Origin of the sequence: Paenibacillus sp. Soil766 (assembly GCF_001428105.1) — a bacterium.
Taxonomy (GTDB): Bacteria; Bacillota; Bacilli; order Paenibacillales; family NBRC-103111; genus Paenibacillus_E.
Map to the genome: position 1 here is coordinate 1 of NZ_LMSJ01000030.1, position 16,066 is coordinate 16,066.

The window sequence follows — 16,066 nt, forward strand, 5'->3', positions numbered from 1 at the left end:
CCAGGATCAAACTCTCCATAATAGAAAAGCTGAAATGCTCATTTGAAGCTAGCGAGATTTTGCAATCTCTTTTATAGTCGATTACTCGACTGTGCTTACTCACTCGTTGTTCAGTTTTCAAAGATCAAACGACTCTTGTCCTACCCGCTCTCTTTCGAAAGCCGGAAGACCAATATACCACACTGAGTTTTTATTTGCAACTCTTAATTTCGAGTTGTTTTTTGTTGTGTTTCTGTGTTTCTCGTGTTGTCCTCAGCGGCAACTTTTATAAGATACCACAGACCATATATACTTTGCAAGTCCTAATTTCAAAAAAATTAGAGGCACCGAATGGCGCCTCTAAACGAAGGAATTACTCGCCTTGGCGTTCACGCATCAACGGGAATAATAAGACATCACGGATCGATGGTGCATTCGTCAATAGCATAACCAAACGGTCAATACCTATACCTAACCCACCTGTTGGCGGCATTCCGTACTCAAGTGCACGAATGAAGTCTTCATCCATTTCATGCGCTTCGTCGTTGCCCAGATCTTTTTCGCGCAGCTGCGCCTCAAATCGCTCTCTTTGATCGATAGGATCATTAAGCTCTGTAAAAGCATTCGCGTGCTCACGTGCCACGATAAAGAGCTCAAAGCGATCCGTAAACCGCGGATCCTCGGGGTTCTTTTTGGCAAGCGGAGAAATCTCTAATGGATGTCCATAGATGAACGTAGGCTGAATCAACGTCTCTTCAACAAACGTTTCGAAGAATTGGTTCACGATGTGACCAAACGTCATATGCGGCTCAACAGAAACCTTATGTTCTTTGGCCAATCCGTGAGCTTGCTCATTCGTCATATGAACGCTAAAGTCTACACCCGTGACTTCTTTAATCGCATCAACCATGGAGACACGTCTCCAACCTACAGCTAAATCAACCTCATGATCGCCATAAGGAATTGTCGTCTGTCCAAGCACCTCTTGCGCGATATGAGCAACAAGCTCCTCTGTAAGCTTCATGATATCTTTGTAGTCGGCATACGCCTCATACAACTCGATCATCGTGAACTCTGGATTATGACGCGTAGAGATCCCCTCATTGCGGTATACACGACCAATTTCGTACACTTTCTCCAATCCGCCTACAATGAGACGCTTCAAGTGTAGCTCGATCGCAATACGCATATGAAGCTGCATATCCAACGCATTGTGATGCGTATTGAAAGGACGTGCAGACGCGCCGCCAGCGATAGAATGCAGCGTAGGTGTCTCCACTTCCAAATAGCCCAAAGAATCTAAATAACGGCGCATGGATTGAATGATTTTGGAACGAAGAATAAACGTCTTCTGAACATCCTGATTCATAATAAGATCCACATAACGTTGACGGTAGCGAAGCTCAACATCACTAAGACCATGGAATTTATCCGGTAATGGAAGTAAAGATTTCGTCAATACCTCAAGTGATTTCACTTTAATAGAGGTTTCGCCTGTTTTCGTTTTGAAAACAACACCTTCCACCCCTACCATATCGCCTAGATCGAGAATATCAAAAGCTTTATATATATTTGCCTCTAGCGCATCTTCACGCACATAGATTTGAATTTTCCCTGTGATGTCTTGCAAATGCGCGAAGCTAGCTTTACCCATACTTCTCTTCTGCATGATACGCCCTGCAATTCGAACCTCTACGTTCGCTTCATCCAACTCTTCTTTGCTCATCTCTTGATAAGCCGCAAGAATATCCCCTGCCGCATGCGTTCTTACAAACTTGCCGCCGAATGGATCGACACCAAGACCGCGAAGCTCGTCCAACTTGTTGCGCCTAATAACGAGCAATTCATTCAATTCTAGTTCCTGACTCATGCTTTTCATCTCCTACGAATTAGTTTAGGGCTGTTAACGGAAAAAAGCTTCCTGAGGGAAGCTTTCCAAAAGGCTTGCGGCTGCACGCTACTTTTTAATATCAATAATTTGATACTGAATGACGCCAGCAGGTACTACAACATCAACGTTGGTGCCCTTTTGCTTGCCTAGAATAGCTCTACCCACAGGGCTTTCATTAGAAATCTTATTCTGCAACGGATCGGATTCAGCCGAACCTACAATGTTGTATTCTACCAAGTCACCATATTCCAAGTCTTTCAGCGTAACAATCGATCCAACACTAACTGTGTTAATATCGACATCATCGTTATTAATAATCCGCGCATTGCGCAGCATTTTTTCTAAAGTAATGATTCTTCCTTCAATAAAGGCTTGCTCATTCTTCGCATCTTCGTACTCGGAGTTCTCACTAATATCGCCATAACCGATGGCAACCTTAATTCTTTCCGCGACTTCACGGCGTTTCACGGATTTCAGATGCTCAAGCTCATCCTCTAATTTCCGTAGCCCTACTGGTGTAAGAATGACCTCTTTTTCAGCCATTGCCAACTGATCTCCCGTCATGTGAAAGATTTTCATATCGTTGAATCGATGCTTCCTGCTAGGAGTTAGGTCTTTATAGAGCTGATTCAAGTAGTATGAATTCACGTTTCATAATAAGTTGCTTACTCGTTAGTCTTTCAATATATGCAGGAACACATTAATATTGACTGATTATATTGCAACGGTTTCAAAATGTCAATGTCAACCATTGCTGCTTCTTTTTAATGCAGCACAGCTGATTCTTCGGCTGTCCCAGACACGGAACTCGTCGCAAGATGTTCGACATAGGCGTCCAATGTACGAACCATTTCATCCCGCTTCTCGGTCTCCATAATGACGTCTTTCACACGGGCTGCTCCTGTCATCCCCTTGAGGTACCAAGCCATGTGTTTACGCATTTCCTTCACGGCAACATGCTCGCCTTTAAGGGCAATTAAACGATCCATATGCAAAATCGCGATGCGGATTTTCTCTTCTGCCGACGGTTCCGGCGGGAGTTCACCATTGGCTAGGTATTGCACAGTACGATACAACATCCAAGGGTTGCCTAAGGCACCACGACCAATCATAACACCATCCACACCTGTTTGATCCAGCATGCGCTTCGCGTCCTCCGGTGTGACAACATCTCCGTTACCAATAACTGGTATGGAAAGAGCTTGCTTCACCTCGCGGATAATATCCCAATCGGCTTTGCCCGTGTACAGTTGCTCACGCGTACGTCCATGAACACTAACGGCGCTTCCGCCGCCTCTTTCGACAGCTTTTGCATTTTCGACAGCATAAATATGTTCCGAATCCCAACCAATACGCATCTTCACCGTAACCGGTTTACTTACAGCGGCAACAACTGTCGCAATCATAGCTTCGATTTTATCTGGTTGGAGCAACCATCTAGCGCCTGCATCACATTTCGTGATTTTGGGAACAGGGCACCCCATGTTGATATCAATAATATCGGCGTTCGTATGTTGGTCAACAATTCTAGCCGCTTGAACCAACGTCTCCGTGTCGCCTCCAAAAATCTGAAGACTCAATGGCTTTTCACGATCATCCACATATAACATTTCCAATGAGCGTGCATTACCATGAACAATCGCTTTATCACTAACCATCTCCGCACAGACTAAGCCTGTACCAAACTCTTTGGCGATTAATCTAAAGGCAGGATTACATACACCCGCCATCGGGGCTAACACAACTTTATTGGGAGCTTCGACATTTCCTATTTTCAGCACCGAAGATTCCACTCCTCTCATTTCACAACTACTGCGACTAATTCCTCGGGTTCTATGTTAAGAACTTGCGAGATATTATGAATCATTTTGTTATCTGGCTTGCGCGTTCCACGTTCAATTGCCCCTAAAATGGCAATGGATACGCCTAACAAATCGGCCAATTCACTCTGCGTATACCCTTTTAACTTACGAAAAGCGCGAATGCGCTGTGCTATTGAGCTTTTTTCCATAGGATGACGCCTTCCTTTCCTTCCAGTTTCTCCAAGTGTGCAGAGATAGATTCAAACAGAGCGTCCTGCCGCGCGTAGAGAACCTCAGAGAGGGGCACTAATACAAAAGCCCGCTCATGCATCCGCGGATGCGGAATGATCAAGTCGGGGGTCGAATGCTGATGTTCACCATACAAGAGTAAATCCAAGTCAATTGTTCGGGGGCCCCAACGTAAATCACGCGTCCGACCCAAACGATTCTCGATGGCTAGCAAGGTAGTCAGTAACGCTTCAGGCGATAAGTCCGTATGAATTTGAATTACCATATTTAGAAAAGCAGATTGATCCACATAGCCAACAGGCTCGGTTTCATAGATGCTGGACTGCCCCGTCACCGTTATCCCCGATTCCTCATCCAGCGCTGCGATTGCACCCTGCAAATAATGTTCGCGCTTATCAATATTGGAGCCTAATGCAACATAAGCAATTGTGCGTTCTCGATCTTCGGCTGTCATTCCAATGCCCGCTTTCGGTTGATCTCTATGGTAACACCGTCAAAAATAACGGCGAAGGGCGGATGCGGCTTAATGACGCGAACCGTCACTTCATTGATACTAGTATAAGTATGCAGGAGCTCGGATGCAATATTTTCTGCTAATGCCTCGATTAATTTGTACGTACGCCCTTCTACGATCTCTTTGATCAGGAAAAAAGCTTCGCCATAATGAACCGTTTCCGTCAAGTCATCGGTCTTTCCAGCTTTATCTAAAGGAAGCATTAGCTCTACATCAACGTAGAAGCGTTGGCCCAACGTATTTTCTTCAGGGAACACACCGTGATTGCCAAAAAATTGCATGCGGGAAAGAATGATTTTATCCATAGGGGAAGCCTCCAGGGTTGAAATAAAGAGTGAGCTTTACAGTTTACTGCGCAGCATAGCATCCGTCATAAGGGCTAACCGTTTGATAGCTTGAACATCGTGGACTCTAACGATTCCGCACCCTTGCGCGATGCCAAGTACGACAGTTGCTGCCGTTCCTTCGAGACGCTCTTCGGGAGGCAACCCTAGGGTAATCCCGATGACGCTTTTGCGGGATGTGCCCAAAAGAACCGGATACCCCAGATCTGCGATCGGGCGCAGGTTGTTCATGAGATAGAGATTTTGCTCGTAGGATTTGGCAAACCCGATACCAGGATCGAGAATGATATGTTCTGGCTTAACACCTGCATGAAGTGCCTGGTCTGTATAGCGCTGGAGATCCCAAATGACTTCCGGGAGAAATTCGACATATTCTGAGCTTATCCGATTATGGGTGATAATGAAGGGACAATCATATCGCGCCACTACGGCTGCCATGGCGGCATCCGCTTGACCACCCCAAACATCATTGATGATGTGGGCCCCTGCCTCCAGGGCTTGTCTAGCTACTTCGGCTTTGTAGGTATCTATGGAAATCGGGATGCTAATTTCACGGCGAATCGCCTCAACGACAGGGATGACACGATGTAGTTCCTCATCTACGGTTACAATCGCAGCACCCGGTCGTGTGGATTCTCCGCCAATATCGATGATGTCTGCGCCTTCCGCAACCATTTGGCGGGCTTTGCGAACCGCGTCTTCGACATGTTGGTAGCTGCCGCCATCCGAAAAGGAGTCTGGCGTTACGTTTAATATGCCCATAATGATCGTGCGATCACCAATGGGCAGTTCGTGTCCTCTACAGGATAACACATTCATTTAAGGTTCACTTCCTGTTCATTACAGTGATAAAGCGTAGTGTTGGCTCAACTGTTCCGTTATCGGCCCCCGAGAACCCATGCCTACGGTATAAGCTTGTCCACTCGGTGTGTAAAGCGTGGTGACGGGAACGATTTCTTGGATCGAATTCACGAGAAATACTTCTTCTGCATCTACGAGATCCTCCCAACGGTACAAACCGTCCTGTGTAGGAAGCTGAAGCTGCTGTGCGAGATTAATCACATGCGCTCTAGTAATGCCCGGCAAGATGCCCGTATCGAGCGATGGGGTGTAGAGGAAGTTATTTTTGACGAAAAAGAGGTTGCTGACGATCCCTTCCGCCACATAGCCATCTTCCGATAGCATAAGGCCTTCCGCCCCAGCAGCCCATGCATACTGCCCAAGCTCTCTTCGAGCCAAAATGTTGTTCATATAATGAAAAGACTTAAACCGATATAAGCCTTCCGGTGTGTTACGTGGCAGCTTCAGTAGCTGCAATGCTTTGCCATGAAGGTAGGTTCTTTCATCCCTCGGAGGCAAAGGCTTGATGTAGATGATTTCCGATGGCTTCGTATAATCGCCGGAAGGAAGACCTAATGCCTCGACGCCCGCAGAAACGGTATAGCGGATATACGCCTCTTCAAGATGGTTAGCTTGGAGCAGATCTTGGATGAGGCGTGTCAGGTTCTCTAGGTTGGGCTCATAGACGATGCCAAGCTCTTGGCATCCATCCGTTAAGCGACGGATATGTTCAGCAAGTAAGTATGGCTTGCGACTGTAGGTTCGAAACGTCTCGAACAAGCCAATCCCGTAAAGAAAACCGTGATCGTATACAGAGACCACGGCTTGTGTTTCTTCGGTTAAGATACCATTGATAGAGATGATCATACGTTAGTTAAACCCCTGACTTCGCTGTGCGGCGAAGAAAATTACGCAGTATTTGATGACCATGCTGGGTGATGATCGATTCTGGGTGGAATTGCACCCCTTCGATCGGATACTCTTTATGACGCAAAGCCATGATTTCTCCTTCAGCCGTTTGTGCGCTGATTTCTAGGCAATCGGGCAAGGTTTCCGTTTTAACGATTAGAGAATGATAACGTGTTGCAATGAAAGGTGACGGAAGCCCTTCAAATAAAGTTTTCCCGTCGTGGAAAATCTCCGAGGTTTTACCGTGCATCAAGCGCTCTGCGCGAATCACATCGCCACCGAAAGCTTGGCCAATGGATTGATGTCCGAGGCAAACGCCGAAAATCGGGATAATCCCTTTAAAATGGTCAATCAGTGATAAGCTAATTCCAGCTTCATTCGGCGTGCAAGGACCTGGAGATATTAAAATATGGTCAGGCGCTAACGCTTCGACACCTGCCAAATCGATTTCGTCATTGCGACGAACGATGACTTCCTCGCCAATCTCTCCCAAATACTGAACAAGGTTGTACGTAAACGAATCATAATTATCAATCACTAAAATCATTCTAAGCTCCCCTTTCGTCTCAGCCCTCTCAGGCCCTAAGCTCGGCTCATGCTCCGCTCACTATATTCAATTGCTTTCCACATTGCTTTGGCTTTATTCAAGGATTCGATGTACTCACGCTCTGGTATGGAATCTATGACGATCCCAGCCCCTGCTTGAATATGCCCCATCCCATCAACCGCCACTAACGTGCGTATAATAATATTAAATTCCATATTGCCATTATAGTCAATCCATCCCATTGATCCTGTGTAAGGACCACGACGTACGGGCTCTAGTTCTTCAATGATTTCCATGCAGCGAATCTTCGGAGCGCCTGTAATGGTACCACCAGGGAAGGTCGCCGCAATGACATCATAGGCATCCTTGCCCTCGGCCAATTCTCCGACGACTTCGGAGACGATATGCATCACATGGGAATAGTACTCGATGACCATGAAGTCTTTCACATGGACGGAGCCATATCGCGAGATGCGGCCCAGGTCGTTGCGCTCGAGATCGACCAGCATGACATGCTCAGCGCGCTCTTTGTCGTTGTGGATGAGCTCGCCGGCTAGGCGCAGATCATCCTGTGCGTCCTTGCCGCGAGGGCGCGTGCCCGCGATCGGGCGCGTCCGCAGGATGCCGTCCTCGAGCTGCACGAGCAGTTCCGGCGAGCCAGAGACAAGGGCGAAGCCCGCGAAGCGCAGCAAGCCCATGTACGGCGAAGGATTTACGATGCGCAGCGCTTCGTAAATCTCCTCCGGCGTCGTGCGCAGCTGCCGGCTCTGTCTAACCGACAAGTTGACTTGGAACACGTCACCTTGGGAGATGTAGGCTTGGATGCGCTCCACCGCAGCCATGTAAGCGGCTTTGTCGAAGGCAGGCTGGATGCCTGCGATGCTTTCGACGTCGATGTGCAGCTGCTCGTGTGCCATCGCGGGTTGGTCGGCACCGCTCAGCGGTGTGCCGGACCAGTTGCCTGCGCGGATCGCGTGCCAGCGGACGAGCATGGCTTCGGCGCGAGCGTGCGCCTGCGCGTAGAGCTCGCTGAGGTCTGCGCCCTTGGCGACAGGCATATGCACAGCGATAAAGAGACTCTTCTCCGTGTGATCCAACGTCCATACCTGATCATACATAGCGAAGCTATAATCAGGGATCGGCAGATCATTCTGCGCTTGCTCTGGCAGTTTCTCAATGGTGCGAATCACATCGTAGCTCCAGTAGCCTACGCAGCCGCCGACAAATTTGGGCGCACCTTGGACTTTCGGGCTACGATAAGCGGACATCCACTGCTTGACGATGTCGAGTGGCTTACCCTGCAGGTGTGATATCTTTGAGTTCGTGTGACCTTTGATTTCCGCTTCCAAGCCTGTCCCCCGCACTGTCGAAAAAGGATGCAACCCAAAGTGCGTATATCGTCCGCCTTTTCCGCTTTCAAGTACGAAGGAGTCTGGTGAAGCTTCTTTCCATGCGTCTTCCCACGAGGCCATCCGATCATCGGCTAAGCCTAATTTAATTATATACGGCAGCATGTTGTAGCTAGAAGACCACTCCTGCCATTGTTCCACTGTAGTTAAGATCATACTTGCGCTCCTTAAAATCCGTTAATTCGTTGTCCATTAGTATACTCCAACCCTATACAGAAAAAAAGCCCCAGCTGCAATAGCTGAAGGCTTGATCTCTTTGGCATACGATTCAATCTTATTGCTCTTCGAATTGGTACAACGGCGTGGAAAGGTAACGCTCACCGTTACTTGGAATTACAGCAACTACACGTTTGCCAGCGCCTAGCTCTTTAGCAACCTTCAATGCTGCGAAAATCGCTGCACCGGAGGAAATTCCGCCAAGAATACCTTCTTCTTTGGCAACACGACGTGACGTTTCGAACGCATCTTCGTTCTCAACCGTAATAATTTCATCGTACACATTCGTATTCAAAATATCTGGAACAAAGCCTGCGCCAATACCTTGAATTTTATGAGGACCTGGCTTACCACCAGAAAGAACTGGAGATGCCGAAGGTTCAATTGCATAAATTTTGATGTTCGGGAAGTTTTCTTTCAAAACGCCACCCGCACCTGTGATTGTTCCACCTGTACCGATACCGGAGATGAAAGCATCCAGTTTACCGTCATGAGCGTTGATCGCTTCCACGATTTCTGGTCCTGTTGTTTCGCGGTGAACTTTCACGTTCGCTTGGTTCTTAAATTGTTGTGGAATGAAGTAGGAAGGATTCTCCGCTTGAAGCTCTTCCGCACGTTTAATGGCACCCTTCATACCTTCTGCTCCAGGAGTTAGAACGAGCTGTGCACCGTAAGCGCGAAGCAGGTTACGTCTCTCCAATGACATTGTTTCTGGCATAACTAGAATTGCTTTGTATCCTTTAGCTGCTGCCACCAAAGCAATACCGATTCCAGTGTTACCACTCGTCGGTTCTACAATTGTGTCACCTGGCTTTAATTTGCCTTCTTGCTCAGCAACTTCGATCATGGAGATGGCAATACGGTCTTTCACACTTGCACCAGGATTTTGGTACTCTAGTTTCACATAAACCTCTGCACTGCCTTCTGGTACAACACGGTTCAAACGAACTAGTGGTGTATCTCCAATCAAATCCGTAATGCTCTGTACTAATCTTGCCATAATATTTCCCCTCCAGATTAAGTTTGAATGATTTCCGAGTTAATTAGTCGGTATTAATTATACTAATCTTAACAATGCACTCACAGGTTGTCAATCAATTTCTCACAATCCCTTATCGGAGCGATGGATCCAACACACTCACCTTCCATTTGCCACGTAGCTGCGCGACAAACTCTTTCAATGGAGGGGCTTGTTGCAACGCGAGCTCCATGCGTACATTCTCCCGAATGAACACTAGATCCGGGTTCTTTTTGTCCCGTCTACTTTTGAGTAATACGACGGCAAATCCTTGCAAAACAGGGATGGGCTTACTGACTTCGCCAACCTTCAGTAATTTCGCTGTCTCCAAGATCGGAGCCTCCACAAAAGGATCATCCCCTTCAATCCAACCCAAATCACCACCATTGTTATTGGTGGCATCATCAATGGATCGATCTCTGGCAAGGATCCCGAAACTCTCCCCTTTGGCTAGTTCCGCAATGACTTTCGTTGCTTGTTCCTTCGTGGATACAATGATCTGCCCAATGTTGTATTCCGTTTCTTGTTCAAACTCATCTGCATGGGTCTTTATGTATGTATCAACCTGAGTATCTGTGATGTGAATGGGTGCCGTGGCTAGTTTCTCAAGTAACAACTTATTCGATACATCTTCTCGGATTTCCTGCTCAGACATTCCCAGTTGACTTTGCATGGAGTCATAAAATTGCCCTTCACTTTCGTACCCTTGCTGCATCCTTTTCAGCTCACGATTGATTTCCGCACTCTCTACCTTAATCCCCGACTCATTTCCCTCTAGGCGAATTACTTCGCGATCCAGCATTTGACTTAGCTGCTCTGGGCCATAATGGCGTGCGAGCGCTGATTCTAGCTCATCCATGGTAATTTCACGATTCCCAATTTTGGCGATAACTCGTGTATGCTCCTTCTCACCCTGCTGTTCTGGCTGCGGTGATTGTCTTGGTTCTGATTGGTTGATGGCATGACTGATCAGCAAGGATGCAAGCACGAGAATACATATCGCCATCGCGATGATGACTCCCCACAATCGCTTTACATTGCGCATCCTATTTCCCTCTTTTACTTCCATATTGCTGCTTGCACCTGTGTTCACTAGCTAAATCAAGCAGATTACCATGTTTGCCGATCAATCATCCGTTGTAAATCGTCTCCTTCATACCGGTAAGCTTCATTACAGAAATGACAAACGACTTCGGCAACTCCCTCTTCTTCCAGCATTTCTTGAAGTTCTTTTTTGCCCAGCGAAATCAGTGTAGACTCCACTTTCTCCCGACTGCATTTGCAGCGGAACATGACGTCCATCTCGTCAAGCTTACGGAAGGAGGGGAGTATGGTTTGTAAAATTTCTTCTAAATTCAATCCTCCGCCTAACATGTTCGTGAACGTTGGGATTTGAGCTAACATCGCTTCAATCTCATCAATTTCACTATTCGTTAAACCTGGAAGCAGCTGAATCACAAATCCCCCAGAAGCAAGGATCGTATGGTCCTTATTCACCAAAACGCCAAGTGCGACAGCCGAAGGTGTTTGTTCAGACATAGCAAAATAGTACGTAAAATCTTCTGCCAACTCACCTGAAATTAAAGGAACGCTTCCTTTGTACGGTTCTTTCATGCCTAGATCTTTCGTTATGTATAAAAAACCGTCTGTGCCCACGGCAGCAGCAACATCTAATTTGCCATTCTCTTTGAGCGGCGGATCTACCAAAGGATTATCTACGTATCCCCGTACTTCACCCTTCGCATTCGCATCAACCACGATTTGGCCGATCGGGCCATCCCCTTTGACTTGCACAATGAGATGTTCCTCTCCCTTGAGCATAGCAGCAATAAGAAGCGCCGCCGCGGCTGTTCTTCCTAAAGCAGCTGTTGCTGTTGGTGTCGTTTGATGCCTTTGACTTAACTCTTCCGTAAGAAGAGTCGTCTGAACAGCGAACGCGCGTACGCGTCCATCTAGCGCTGTTCCTCGAATTAAATAATCAGTCATGTCCATGTCCTTCCTTAAGCAGCCTAAACATTTTTCTCATAAATCATTTGTAATCCTTGTAAAGTAAGCAAGGGGTTGACGACTCCAATCGTCCGTGACTCACTGGAAATAAGCTCAGCCAATCCACCCGTAGCGATAACTGTAGGATTTACATTAAACTCTTGAATGACCCGTCCGACGATCCCATCAACCTGGCCGACATACCCATAAATAATTCCGGCTTGCATCGCTGCAACGGTATTCCGACCGACAACGCTTTTCGGCTTAACCAGCTCAATGCGGGGCAACTTCGCTGCTTTCTGATACAGTGCCTCGGTGGAGATCCCAATGCCAGGAGCAATGGCGCATCCCACTAGCTGTCCTGAGGAATCGATGTAATCGTAAGTTGTCGCTGTGCCGAAATCGACGATAATACACGGAGCTCCATATAGCTCCAATGCCGCTACCGCATTCACGATGCGATCAGCGCCAACTTCCTTCGGATTGTCCACACGGACGTTCAATCCTGTTTTGATCCCTGGGCCTACGATAAACGGGGCTCTTTTCAAGTAGTGTAAGCAAAGGTTTTCCATCGCATTCATCAACGGGGGCACGACTGATGAAATAATGACACCCTCTACTTGTGCAAAGGAAATACCCGAGTGTTGGAACAAACTATGCAGCTGCATGCCATACTCATCTACGGTAGCCGACCGATTCGTGCTTACCCGCCAATGATGCAAGAGCGTACGTTCTTGGTAGAGGCCGAGCACAATGTTTGTATTCCCGACATCGATAACGAGAATCATAGTGCCGTCCCCTTCCGCGCATTCAAATCTAGTGAAATATCGAGCGCTGTAACCGAGTACGTCAGTCGTCCAACAGAAATCACGTCTACACCCGTTTCTGCCATTGCTTTAATCGTTTGCGGTGTGACCGAACCTGACCCTTCTACTACAATATGCGGCGCTTTGCTTTTAATTATCGAAACTGCTTCTTTCATTTGAACTGGAGCCATATTGTCCAACATGATGATATCCGCACCCGCTTGGAGCGCTTCATGAAGTTGCTCGAAATTCTCAACTTCCACCTCGATCTTCATCGTATGGGGAATGTTCTGACGAGCTGCTTGAATCGCTTGAGTAATGCCACCAGAGCCTTTGATATGATTATCTTTGATCATAACCGCATCATAAAGACCGAAACGATGATTGTACCCACCACCAACGCGTACCGCATACTTCTCAAGCAATCTGTGTCCAGGCGTTGTTTTGCGTGTGTCAACCAGTCTAGTAGGCAAGCCTTCTAAAGCAACCACAAATTCATGTGTCTTCGTGGCGATCCCCGACAATCGTTGCATCAAATTCAGACTTAACCGCTCGCCCAAAAGGATGCTTCGTGTATTGCCTTCCACTTCAGCTAGTATGGTCCCTTTATTAACAGACGATCCTTCAACCACTTTTGTTTCAAAACGAAGAGAAGCATCGATCACAGCAAAAACCTCCTGTGCGATGCGAAGCCCACAAACAATTCCATCTTCTTTGACGTGGATAATCCCTTTGGATACTTGTTCCAAAGGGATTGTTGTCAGAGTCGTGACATCGCCAGTGCCGATATCTTCTTCAAGCCAAAGGCGAATTTGCTTCCGAACTAATTCCATATTTATTTCTAACATACTAGATCCACTCCTCAATCCTATCTTCCCCGCGCTGGAAAACTATATGCTTCCTCCATACCAAGTCATCCCGATCAGGGAAATCTTCTCGATAGTGACCACCGCGACTTTCCTCACGGGTTAATGCTGCTGTCGTTGTTAAAAGGGCTACGTTAAGCAAATTAGCAAACTCATACTCTTCGCGCTTCGTCATCAAAGAATCAAAGATCGACAATTGTCTCGCTAATTCCTCATAACCCTTTTGCAAGCCTTTGGCCGAGCGTTTGAGACCTGCGTAGCGGAGCATGACCTTCTGAAGCTTCAACTTCTTCTCTACAACGGCTTGATTCGGTATCTCCGTCCGAGGAGCTTCAGAAGCTGAACGGATTTGGATATCCCCTTGAAGGGCAGGTAACTCTTGAATTCGTTCAATAATTCGACGTCCGAAAACGATGGCTTCCGATAACGAGTTGCTCGCTAAACGGTTAGCGCCGTGTACACCTGTAGATGAAACTTCGCCACATGCAAATAGGCGACGAACCTGGGTTTCTCCGTATAGATCAGTTTTTACGCCACCCATCATATAATGCGCTGCTGGGGCAACTGGGATCCAATCGGTGCTCATATCGAGCCCATAATTCAGGCAATATTCATATATCGTTGGGAAGCGATGTTTAATCAATTCTTCTGATTCGTGTGTAATGTCTATGTAGACAAACGTTGATTTACAGCTCTCCATCTCGTCAACAATGGCACGTGCAACAACATCCCTTGGCGCTAGCTCCAATTGTGGATGATAGCGCTCCATGAAGCGCTCTCCCTTGATGTTGCGCAAATAGGCGCCTTCTCCCCGCACCGCTTCAGAGATCAGAAACCGCGGTGCGCCTGGATAGCATAGCGCTGTTGGGTGGAATTGAATGAATTCCACATCCTGAATTTGCGCGCCAGCTCGGTGGGCAATCGCAATCCCATCACCTGTAGCGATGTCTGGATTCGTTGTGTAACGGAACAGCTGTCCCGCGCCACCGGAGCAAAGGATTGTGGCGTTGCCGCGCACAAACACACGCTGTCCGTTAGGCTTCTGCACAAGCGCGCCGTAACATTCGCCGTCTTGGGTAATCAGGTCGATCACGAAGTGGTCGTCCCAGAGTTCAATATTCGGATCTTGCTTCGTACGCTCCGAAAGAGCTCTGACGATTTCCGCACCCGTTGCATCGCCATTAGAGTGCAATATTCGACGCTGACTATGTGCTCCTTCCTTCGTCAAAGCAAATTCCCCGTTCTCTAGATCGAACTGGGTTCCCATTCGAATCAAATCCTGAACGCCTTCAGGCCCTTCATGCACAAGAACATCAACAGCCTCTGTCGAACAAAGCCCTGCACCTGCAATCACAGTATCCTGACGATGATATTCCGGTGAATCTTCGTCTGAGATTACAGCTGCAATTCCGCCTTGCGCATAGCGGGTGTTGCTATCCAGGAGAGATTTCTTCGTAATCATAAGCACTTTCTTATTCTCACTAGCGCGAAGCGCCGCGAATAACCCTGCTATACCCGCACCAATAACAATTACATCCGTATGTATATGAGGAATAGAATCTAAATCAACATCTACGAGATATCTAGGAATCATGACAGTTCACCTGTTCTTCACCATTAATACCTCGTAAAGCAACGTTAGCTTGTCCCCAAATTCGCTCATTGGACGAAACTAGCCTTGCTTCACGAGGGCACCTATTCAAGACAAGAGAGTAGCGCATGCTACTTAACTTGTAACATGCGCTCCAAGGACAATCTTGCTTTATCTGCTACGTCTTCCGGTACATAGATCTCTGGTTGCATCGTCTCAAGACATTTCACGATTTTCTTCAAATTGTTCACTTTCATATTAGGGCAAACCAAGTACTTCGTTGCAAAATGAAATTTCTTATTAGGGCTATCTAGACGCAACTGATAACCAGTTCCATCTTCGGTCCCTACGATAAACTCCTGGCAGTCGGACTCTTTGCAATATTTAATAATCGCAGTCGTGCTACCCACAAAGTCCCCAAGCTTCACCACTTCTGGGCGACATTCAGGATGAACAACGAATTGTGCATTCGGATATTGCGCTCTCATTTCTTCCACATCTTTAACAGTCAGCATATCATGCGTGTTGCAGTAGCCTTCCCAGATGATCACTTTTTTGCTTGTGAATTTTGATACATAGTCACCTAAATTTTTATCCGGTACCCAGATAACCTCATCTGAATCGACGGAATTGATAACATTGATCGCATTCGCGGAAGTACAACAAATATCGGTTTCGGACTTCACATCAGCCGAAGTATTAATATAAGCAACGACCTTGGCATTCGGATGCTGGCGTTTAAGGGCCCGCAGACCTTCTACATTCACCATATCTGCCATCGGGCAACCAGCCCGTTCATCTGGAATAATTACGGTTTTATTGGGCGCAAGAATCTTCGCACTTTCCCCCATGAAATGAACACCACAGAATACGATGACATCTGCATCGGTTTGTGCCGCCTTCTGAGCAAGCAAAAAGGAATCTCCTCGAAAATCCGCTACCTCTTGAACTTCGTCACGCTGATAATAATGAGCAAGAATAATGGCATTCCGTTCTTTCTTCAATTGCAACAGTCGTTCTTTGAGCTCGCGGTTTTGCTCCGCTTTACGCTCTAATGCTAAGGCTTCCATGGTGCTTCCTCCCCTATCTGGGACGTAAG

Annotated in this window: 17 protein-coding genes; all 17 read right to left on the reverse strand. The window is 47.1% G+C overall.

Features of this window, described 5'->3' with window-relative positions:
• Nucleotides 1-352: 352 nt before the first annotated feature.
• The 17 genes from lysS to nadA all read right to left on the reverse strand — a co-directional run bounded on the left by lysS (nucleotide 353) and on the right by nadA (nucleotide 16,037).
• Nucleotides 353-1,849, reverse strand: coding sequence for a lysine--tRNA ligase (lysS, locus tag ASG89_RS22305; protein WP_057313278.1), 1,497 nt, complete (start codon nucleotides 1,847-1,849; stop codon nucleotides 353-355).
• An 87-nt stretch (nucleotides 1,850-1,936) separates the two neighbouring features.
• Entirely contained in the window at nucleotides 1,937-2,413 is a 477-nt protein-coding gene (greA, locus tag ASG89_RS22310) for a transcription elongation factor GreA (protein ID WP_056617876.1), read from the reverse strand.
• 221 nt (nucleotides 2,414-2,634) lie between these two features.
• Nucleotides 2,635-3,651 (reverse strand): tRNA dihydrouridine synthase DusB, encoded by a 1,017-nt coding sequence (dusB, locus tag ASG89_RS22315; protein ID WP_057313279.1) that lies wholly within the window; start codon nucleotides 3,649-3,651, stop codon nucleotides 2,635-2,637.
• A 17-nt stretch (nucleotides 3,652-3,668) separates the two neighbouring features.
• On the reverse strand, nucleotides 3,669-3,881 hold the full coding sequence (locus ASG89_RS22320; protein WP_056617884.1) for a helix-turn-helix domain-containing protein: 213 nt from the start codon (nucleotides 3,879-3,881) through the stop codon (nucleotides 3,669-3,671).
• Nucleotides 3,863-4,375 carry a 2-amino-4-hydroxy-6-hydroxymethyldihydropteridine diphosphokinase gene (gene folK / locus ASG89_RS22325; protein WP_057313280.1) on the reverse strand — a complete coding sequence of 171 codons (513 nt, stop codon included), beginning with the start codon at nucleotides 4,373-4,375 and terminating at the stop codon, nucleotides 3,863-3,865. The genes ASG89_RS22320 and folK overlap by 19 nt, the downstream gene beginning before the upstream one ends.
• Nucleotides 4,372-4,740 carry a dihydroneopterin aldolase gene (folB, locus tag ASG89_RS22330; protein ID WP_057313281.1) on the reverse strand — a complete coding sequence of 123 codons (369 nt, stop codon included), beginning with the start codon at nucleotides 4,738-4,740 and terminating at the stop codon, nucleotides 4,372-4,374. The genes folK and folB overlap by 4 nt, the downstream gene beginning before the upstream one ends.
• Nucleotides 4,741-4,776: 36 nt before the next feature.
• Nucleotides 4,777-5,598, reverse strand: coding sequence for a dihydropteroate synthase (folP, locus tag ASG89_RS22335; protein WP_057313282.1), 822 nt, complete (start codon nucleotides 5,596-5,598; stop codon nucleotides 4,777-4,779).
• Between the two features lie 21 nt (nucleotides 5,599-5,619).
• Nucleotides 5,620-6,486 carry an aminodeoxychorismate lyase gene (pabC, locus tag ASG89_RS22340; RefSeq protein ID WP_057313283.1) on the reverse strand — a complete coding sequence of 289 codons (867 nt, stop codon included), beginning with the start codon at nucleotides 6,484-6,486 and terminating at the stop codon, nucleotides 5,620-5,622.
• A 7-nt stretch (nucleotides 6,487-6,493) separates the two neighbouring features.
• Nucleotides 6,494-7,075, reverse strand: coding sequence for an aminodeoxychorismate/anthranilate synthase component II (gene pabA, locus ASG89_RS22345; protein ID WP_057313284.1), 582 nt, complete (start codon nucleotides 7,073-7,075; stop codon nucleotides 6,494-6,496).
• Between the two features lie 35 nt (nucleotides 7,076-7,110).
• Nucleotides 7,111-8,640, reverse strand: a complete 1,530-nt coding sequence (locus tag ASG89_RS22350) for an anthranilate synthase component I family protein (protein WP_057313285.1) — start codon at nucleotides 8,638-8,640, stop codon at nucleotides 7,111-7,113.
• 118 nt (nucleotides 8,641-8,758) lie between these two features.
• Nucleotides 8,759-9,700 carry a cysteine synthase A gene (gene cysK, locus ASG89_RS22355; protein ID WP_057313286.1) on the reverse strand — a complete coding sequence of 314 codons (942 nt, stop codon included), beginning with the start codon at nucleotides 9,698-9,700 and terminating at the stop codon, nucleotides 8,759-8,761.
• Between the two features lie 112 nt (nucleotides 9,701-9,812).
• Nucleotides 9,813-10,763: a peptidylprolyl isomerase gene (locus ASG89_RS22360; RefSeq protein WP_057313287.1), complete on the reverse strand. Its 951-nt coding sequence runs from the start codon at nucleotides 10,761-10,763 to the stop codon at nucleotides 9,813-9,815.
• Nucleotides 10,764-10,828: 65 nt separating this feature from the next.
• Nucleotides 10,829-11,704, reverse strand: a complete 876-nt coding sequence (gene hslO, locus ASG89_RS22365; protein ID WP_057313288.1) for an Hsp33 family molecular chaperone HslO — start codon at nucleotides 11,702-11,704, stop codon at nucleotides 10,829-10,831.
• Nucleotides 11,705-11,727: 23 nt separating this feature from the next.
• Entirely contained in the window at nucleotides 11,728-12,492 is a 765-nt protein-coding gene (locus ASG89_RS22370; protein ID WP_057313289.1) for a type III pantothenate kinase, read from the reverse strand.
• On the reverse strand, nucleotides 12,489-13,358 hold the full coding sequence (gene nadC, locus ASG89_RS22375) for a carboxylating nicotinate-nucleotide diphosphorylase (protein ID WP_057313290.1): 870 nt from the start codon (nucleotides 13,356-13,358) through the stop codon (nucleotides 12,489-12,491). The genes ASG89_RS22370 and nadC overlap by 4 nt, the downstream gene beginning before the upstream one ends.
• A 1-nt stretch (nucleotide 13,359) precedes the next feature.
• On the reverse strand, nucleotides 13,360-14,970 hold the full coding sequence (gene nadB, locus ASG89_RS22380; protein WP_057313291.1) for an L-aspartate oxidase: 1,611 nt from the start codon (nucleotides 14,968-14,970) through the stop codon (nucleotides 13,360-13,362).
• A gap of 128 nt (nucleotides 14,971-15,098) precedes the next feature.
• Nucleotides 15,099-16,037: a quinolinate synthase NadA gene (gene nadA, locus ASG89_RS22385; protein ID WP_057313292.1), complete on the reverse strand. Its 939-nt coding sequence runs from the start codon at nucleotides 16,035-16,037 to the stop codon at nucleotides 15,099-15,101.
• Nucleotides 16,038-16,066: the final 29 nt, after the last annotated feature.

Bases quoted from the DNA above. Each gene is read 5' to 3' on its own strand.
- lysS (WP_057313278.1), bottom strand. From the start codon at position 1,849: ATGAGTCAGGAACTAGAATTGAATGAATTGCTCGTTATTAGGCGCAAC.
- greA (WP_056617876.1), bottom strand. From the start codon at position 2,413: ATGGCTGAAAAAGAGGTCATTCTTACACCAGTAGGGCTACGGAAATTA.
- ASG89_RS22320 (WP_056617884.1), bottom strand. From the start codon at position 3,881: ATGGAAAAAAGCTCAATAGCACAGCGCATTCGCGCTTTTCGTAAGTTA.
- folK (WP_057313280.1), bottom strand. From the start codon at position 4,375: ATGACAGCCGAAGATCGAGAACGCACAATTGCTTATGTTGCATTAGGC.
- folB (WP_057313281.1), bottom strand. From the start codon at position 4,740: ATGGATAAAATCATTCTTTCCCGCATGCAATTTTTTGGCAATCACGGT.
- folP (WP_057313282.1), bottom strand. From the start codon at position 5,598: ATGAATGTGTTATCCTGTAGAGGACACGAACTGCCCATTGGTGATCGC.
- pabC (WP_057313283.1), bottom strand. From the start codon at position 6,486: ATGATCATCTCTATCAATGGTATCTTAACCGAAGAAACACAAGCCGTG.
- pabA (WP_057313284.1), bottom strand. From the start codon at position 7,075: ATGATTTTAGTGATTGATAATTATGATTCGTTTACGTACAACCTTGTT.
- ASG89_RS22350 (WP_057313285.1), bottom strand. From the start codon at position 8,640: ATGATCTTAACTACAGTGGAACAATGGCAGGAGTGGTCTTCTAGCTAC.
- cysK (WP_057313286.1), bottom strand. From the start codon at position 9,700: ATGGCAAGATTAGTACAGAGCATTACGGATTTGATTGGAGATACACCA.
- ASG89_RS22360 (WP_057313287.1), bottom strand. From the start codon at position 10,763: ATGCGCAATGTAAAGCGATTGTGGGGAGTCATCATCGCGATGGCGATA.
- hslO (WP_057313288.1), bottom strand. From the start codon at position 11,704: ATGACTGATTATTTAATTCGAGGAACAGCGCTAGATGGACGCGTACGC.
- ASG89_RS22370 (WP_057313289.1), bottom strand. From the start codon at position 12,492: ATGATTCTCGTTATCGATGTCGGGAATACAAACATTGTGCTCGGCCTC.
- nadC (WP_057313290.1), bottom strand. From the start codon at position 13,358: ATGTTAGAAATAAATATGGAATTAGTTCGGAAGCAAATTCGCCTTTGG.
- nadB (WP_057313291.1), bottom strand. From the start codon at position 14,970: ATGATTCCTAGATATCTCGTAGATGTTGATTTAGATTCTATTCCTCAT.
- nadA (WP_057313292.1), bottom strand. From the start codon at position 16,037: ATGGAAGCCTTAGCATTAGAGCGTAAAGCGGAGCAAAACCGCGAGCTC.